4 protein-coding genes are annotated in these 6,006 nt (G+C 72.4%); all 4 read left to right on the top strand.

Going from position 1 to position 6,006, the window contains the following annotated elements:
• Positions 1 to 250 precede the first annotated feature (250 nt).
• The 4 genes from ACTWPP_RS27440 to ACTWPP_RS27425 all read left to right on the top strand — a co-directional run bounded on the left by ACTWPP_RS27440 (position 251) and on the right by ACTWPP_RS27425 (position 5,920).
• Positions 251 to 2,281, top strand: coding sequence for an AAA family ATPase (locus tag ACTWPP_RS27440; protein WP_443107251.1), 2,031 nt, complete (start codon positions 251 to 253; stop codon positions 2,279 to 2,281).
• A 66-nt stretch (positions 2,282 to 2,347) separates the two neighbouring features.
• Complete coding sequence (locus ACTWPP_RS27435; RefSeq protein WP_443107250.1) at positions 2,348 to 3,703, top strand: FAD-dependent oxidoreductase; 1,356 nt, start codon at positions 2,348 to 2,350, stop codon at positions 3,701 to 3,703.
• Between the two features lie 57 nt (positions 3,704 to 3,760).
• Positions 3,761 to 4,129 carry a DUF3054 domain-containing protein gene (locus ACTWPP_RS27430; protein ID WP_443107249.1) on the top strand — a complete coding sequence of 123 codons (369 nt, stop codon included), beginning with the start codon at positions 3,761 to 3,763 and terminating at the stop codon, positions 4,127 to 4,129.
• A 141-nt stretch (positions 4,130 to 4,270) separates the two neighbouring features.
• A complete protein-coding gene (locus tag ACTWPP_RS27425; protein WP_443107248.1) occupies positions 4,271 to 5,920 on the top strand; it encodes an AMP-binding protein in 1,650 nt (549 codons plus the stop codon).
• The last annotated feature ends 86 nt before the right edge of the window (positions 5,921 to 6,006 follow it).

Genomic DNA, 6,006 nt, shown 5'->3' with positions numbered 1-6,006 from the left:
GCCCCTATCCCCCGATCCTTGGGGCTCCGCCCCTATCCCCCGATCCTTGGGGCTCCGCCCCTATCCCCCGATCCTTGGGGCTCCGCCCCTATCCCCCGATCCTTGGGGCTCCGCCCCTATCCCCCGACCCCTGGGGTTCTGGGGCTGTCCGCCATGAAGTGCGGGGCTGTCCGCCCTTAGGCACGGGCCTATGCCTCTCTTGGGGAGCGCGTCTACGTTTGTGGGGCAGGGTTCTGGGCTTGGAGGCTATGTGGCCTACGGCGGGACGGTTGGGGATCGGCTGCGGCGGGCGCGGCGGCGGCGGTTCGTGGGGCGCAGCGGGGAGATCGAGCTGTTCCGCGGTGCGCTCTCGGATGGGGCGTTCGCCGTGCTTTTCCTGCACGGGCCCGGTGGTGTCGGCAAGAGCGCGCTGCTCGCGGAGATGGCGGAGGCGGCGCGCGGGAGCGGGGTCACGCCCGTGCTCGTGGACGCCCGGACGGTGACGCCCGAGCCCTCGGCCATTCTGCGGGCCGTGGAGAGGCCCGGAAACGGGCGGTTCGCGGTGTTGATCGATACCTATGAGCTGCTCGGGTCCCTTGACGACTGGGTTCGGGAGCACTTCGTTCCCGGGTTACCCGCCGACACGATCGTCGTTCTCGCCGGGAGGGACGCGCCTTCGGCTCGGTGGGTCGCCGACTCGGGGTGGCATGAGCTGCTGCGGGTCGTGTCCGTGCGCAACCTCAGTCCCTCGGACGCCCGCGCCTATCTGAGGGTCGAGGGGGTTCCGGAGGAGATGCACGAGCGGGTGCTGGAGTTGGCGCACGGGCATCCGCTCACCCTTTCGCTGCTGGTGGACATGGTGCGTCGGCGGGAGGACGTGCCCGGCGCTCTGAGTGTCGTCCCCGACGTCGTGCGGGCGCTTCTTGCGCGGCTGGTCGACCAGGTGCCGAGTTCCCGGCACGGGGAGGCTCTTCAGATCTGCGCGCACGCCCGGTTCACGACCGAGGAACTTCTGCGCGCCATGCTCGGGGACGACGCCGGGACGCTGTTCGGGTGGCTGCGGACCCTGTCGTTCATCGAGGAACGCGAATTCGGGCTGTTCCCGCACGATGTGGTGCGGGACATCCTGGACGCCGACCTGCGGTGGCGTGACCCGGACGGGTACGCGGGCCTGCATCGGCGGCTGCGGGGCCACTTCGTCGAGCGGGCGCGGAGATCCGCGGACGACGAGCGGGTCAGGCACCAGGCCGTCGCGGACATCATGTTCCTCAGCAGAGACCACCCCATCGTGAAGGGGTACTGGCAGCTCACCGGGCTCGGGCAGCTGTCCGCCACCGGGATGCGGGACGGCGACGCCGAAACCGTCCTCGCCATGATCCGCAAGCAGGAAGGCGAGGAACAGGCCGCGCACGCGGCGTACTGGATCGAGCGGCAGCCCGGTGCGTTCGGGGTGTTCCGGGACCAGGCGGGTGAGCCGTTCGGGTTTGCGGCCTATCTGGAGCTGAAAGAGGGCGAGCTCGGGGCTGACCCCGGCGCGCGGGCCATGTGGGAGCACGTGCTGCGGCACGGGCCGCCGCGGCACGGGGAGAGCGTCATGGCGTGGCGGTTCTTCGCGGACACCGAGCCGGACGCCCGGCCCTCCCGGTCGGAGACCATGATCCGGCTCTGGCACGGGCAGGAGATCATCACCGGGGCCCGCAAGGCGTGGGACCTCGTCGCCGTCCCGTCGGAACGCGAGTACTGGGACCCGCTGCTCTCCTTCTTCGACTTCCACCACGCGCCGGAGGCGTCCTTCCGGATCGGCGGGCGGACCTTCGACGTGTACGCCCACGACTGGCGGGTCCTGGGGGTCGACGACTGGCTCGGGCTGACGGCCGAACGTGAGCTCGGCGCTCCCGTCACCCCCGCCACGGCGAGCGCGCCCGAGCTGGTTCTGTCGCAGCCGGAGTTCGCCGACGCCGTCCGCGCCGCCCTGCGGGACCTGCACCGCGCCGACAGGCTCGCCGGCAACCCGCTGCTGCGGTCCCGGCTCGTCCGGGAGGCGGACGCCCCCGCCGCGGAACTGCGCAGGCTCGTGGAGGAGGCCGCCGGGACGCTGCGGGACGACCCGCGCGAGGAATCGCTGTACCGCGTCGTCGACCGGACGTTCCTGCGCCCCGCGCCGACGCAGGAACGGGCCGCCGAGATGCTCGGGCTGCCGTTCAGCACCTACCGGCGGCACCGCAACCGGGCCGTGGAGCGCATCGCCGGATGGCTGTGGGAACGCGAACTCTACGGAACCGGTCACCAGATGGACGGCTAGTGGCCTGGTAGGTGGACAGCGGGCCATCGCATCGTCGCCTCATCGACCGACAACGGGAGGCACGAGATGCGAGGCATCGCAGAGCACGCGGTGGTCCTGGGCGCCGGCATGGCGGGGCTGCTCGCCGCACGCGCGCTGGCCGGGGCGTACGAGCGGGTCACGGTCGTCGAGCGTGACGAGACATGGACGGGACAGGCCCGCAAAGGCGTCCCCCAGGGCAGGCACGCCCACATCCTGCTGCCGCGCGGGCAGCAGATCCTGGAGGAGTTCTTTCCCGGCGTGGACCGGGAACTGATCGACGGCGGGGCCGTCGTCGCCGACCCGGGAGCCGACCACCGGTTCGTGCTGGGCGGCCACCGGCTCGTGCGGCGGACCGGCGTGGAACGGGCGATCCAGGCGAGCCGCCCGTTCCTGGAGCAGGTCGTCCGGGACCGGGTGGCGGCGCTGCCGGGGGTGCGGTTCGCGTGCGGGCGCGACGTCGTCGGGCTGCTCACCCGCGGGCCGCGGATCGCCGGCGTGCAGGTCATGCCGAGGAACGTCGGCGGCGCCGCCGAGGAGATCCGCGCGGACCTCGTCGTCGACGCGATGGGCCGCGGCGGCCGCACCCGGTACTGGCTGGAGCGGCTCGGGCACGGGCCCGTCCCGCGGGAGGAGGTCCGCGTCGGGGTCGGCTACGCGTCCCGCCCGATCCGGCTGGCGCTGGACGCGCGGATCGGCAAGGCCGTCGTGGTGGGGCCGCGGCCGGGACGGCCGAAAGGGATGGCGATGGTCGCCGTCGAGGGCGACCGGTACCTGCTGACCGTCGCCGGGCTGGACAGCCGCCCGCCGGCGGACGGGGACGGCCTCCTCGCGTCCGCACGGGAACTCGCGCCGCCGGAGGTGTTCGAAGCGATCCGCGCCGCCGAGCCGCTGGACGACATCGCCACCCACCGGTACTCGTCGGATCTGCGCAACCACTACCAGCGGGTGCGGGGCCTCCCCGACGGGCTGCTGGTCATCGGGGACGCGCTGTGCAGCTTCAACCCGATCTACGCCCAGGGCATGACCGTCGCCTGCCTGGAGGCAGAGGTACTGCGCCGCTGCCTGGACGCGGGACCGCGCGGTGCGACCCGGCGGTACTTCCGGGCGGTGGCCAAGGCGCTGAACGACCCGTGGCGGATGGCCGTCGCCGCCGACCTGTCGATGCCGGAGGTCGAGGGGCACCGCGGACCGGCCGTCAAGGTGATGAACGCCTACGTGGACCGTGTCCAGGCGGCCGCCGCCCGCGACGCCGACGTCGCCGAGCAGTTCTTCCGCGTCATCGGGCTGCTCGACCCGCCGGCCGCGTTGATGCGGCCCTCCGTCCTGGTCCGTGCCCTGGTCCCCGTCGGGCGCGGTGGGGATTCGCGTCCCGGTGTTCAGGAGCGGCGTGCCGCCGTGTGAGGCGTTCCGCGCACCGCCACCGCGCCGGCGCGGTGGCGGTGCGCATAGCCTGTCCGCATGCGGAATGGTGTGGCCGGGCTGCTGGACGTGTGCTGCGTGCTCGTGTTCATCGCGATCGGGCGTGCAACGCACGAGGAGGCGGCCGGCCTTGCGGGGTATGCCGCTACCGTTTGGCCGTTCCTCGTCGGGGTCGGCGCAGGGTGGGTCGTCAGCCGGGCCTGGCGGAGGCCCGAGGCGCTCGTGCCCGCGGGTGTTGCGGTGTGGGTGACGACCGTGGCCGGCGGGATGGCGCTGCGGGCTCTGTCGGGAGAGGGCACCGCTGCCGCGTTCGTGATCGTGGCCGGCGTCTTCCTCGGTTCGACCCTGCTCGGGTGGCGTCTCGCCGCCCGCCTCGCGGGTGTGCGGACGGCGTCCCGGCAGGGGTGAGCGCCCCGCGCCTCTTGTGGGACGTCTCCAAATGACCGCCCGGTCTCTTTGCTGATCGTCCCGGTTGACGGAAACGTGGCGTCCTGATGAAGTTACCGGCGAGTCACGTGGGTGACCGAGGGGCATGTCGAAAGGGACACGATGGCATCTGCGCTGCGCGACTGGCTGGAGAAGCCGAACAGCGGACGCGGCGTTCACCTGGCGGCCGACGACGGCGGCTGGGAGTTCCGGGACTACGGCGAGCTGGCCTCCGCCGCGCGACGCACCGCCGGGGCGCTGATCGAGGAGGGCGTGCGGCCGGGAGACGTCGTGTGCCTGATCCTGCCCACGGACTTCACCTGCATCGAGACCTACTACGCGGTCTGGGCCGCCGGCGCGACCGTGTGCCTGATCACCCCGCCGCTGTTCCAGGACGGGGACGACTACGTCACGCATGTGGCGGCGATCCTGCGGCAGGCCACCCCCGCGCTGGTCGTCGCGTCCAAGGACCTGGCCGAGTACGCGGGACGGGCCATGGGCGAGGCGGGGATGAGCGGCGAGCCGTGGCGTCCTCGGCAGGCGATGGACGAGGCGGAGGTGCGGCCGGCCGGGGAGCTGGCGCTGCTGCAGTTCACGTCCGGGTCCAGCGGCGCGCCGCGCGGCGTCATGGTCACCTGGGGCAACCTGGAGGCCAACAGCGAGCTGATCGCCCGGTCGGCCGGGTACGAGGACGGGGACGTGGTGGCCACGTGGCTGCCGCTCTACCACGACATGGGACTCATCGGCACCTTCATCACGCCGATCGCGCGGCAGGGGATGCTGCGGCTGATGCGGCCCGACCACTTCATCCGGGACCCGGCACGGTGGATCCGGCTCTTCGCCGAGGCCGCGCACACGGCCGCGCCGCCGTTTGCGTACGCGTACTGCGCGCGGCGCGTCAAGCCGGAGCAGCTGGAGGGCCTCGACCTGTCCGGCTGGAAGATGGCGCTGATCGGCGCCGAGCCCATCGACCCGCACACCCTGGAGGTGTTCGCCCGGCTCGTCGAGCCGTTCGGGTTCTCCCGGACGATGTACAAGCCCGCCTACGGCATGGCGGAGACGACGCTGCTGGTCACCATGGACAACGAGCGGCGCGACCCGCTCGCCGTCCGGCCCGACCCCGAGTCGCTGTCGTTCGGGGAGCCCGTCCGCATCCTGGACCAGCACACGCTGGGGCCGGAGTCGCTCGGCGCGAAGGCCGGGTGGGTCGTCGGGTGCGGCACCCCTCAGGACGATGTGCCCGTCGCCATCGTGGACGACGGCGGCGGCGAACTGGGGGAGGGGCTCCTCGGCGAGATCGTCGTCGGGGGCCCGTCGGCGTGCCCCGGGTACTACGCGGGCGCCGAGGCCAAGTCGACCCGGTTCATGGACGGCAAGGTCTACACGGGGGACGCCGGGTTCTTCCACCAGGGCCAGCTGTTCGTGCTCGGGCGGATGGGCGACAGCATCAAGGTCCGCGGACGGTCGGTGTACGTCGAGGACCTCGAATCGAAGATCGCCGAGGTGAGCCGGCTCGGCAAGGGCCGCATCGCGGTCGTCAGCGTGCCGGGCGCGGGACGGAAGGGACTCGCGCTGTTCGCCGAGACCCAGGACGAGTCGTGGACCGGCGCCGTCCGCGAGATGCTGCGCCGCCGCCTCGGCGACGACGTGGAACTGACGATCGTCGTCGGCACCGGGCTGATCCACCGCACGTCCAGCGGCAAACCGCGCCGCCGCTACATGTGGGAGCGGCTGCGGAGCGGGCAGATGGACGGGGCGCGAATCGTCGCCTGACGACCGGCCGATTGCTAAAGCCGGTGACAACAGGACACCATGGCGGTGACGCCGTGAAAGGTCGACGATGCCGGCTGTTGCCAAAA

The sequence above is a fragment of the Actinomadura sp. 3N407 genome, assembly GCF_052245875.1.
Taxonomy (GTDB): Bacteria; Actinomycetota; Actinomycetes; order Streptosporangiales; family Streptosporangiaceae; genus Spirillospora.
This window is presented reverse-complemented; position numbering and strand designations above follow the sequence as displayed.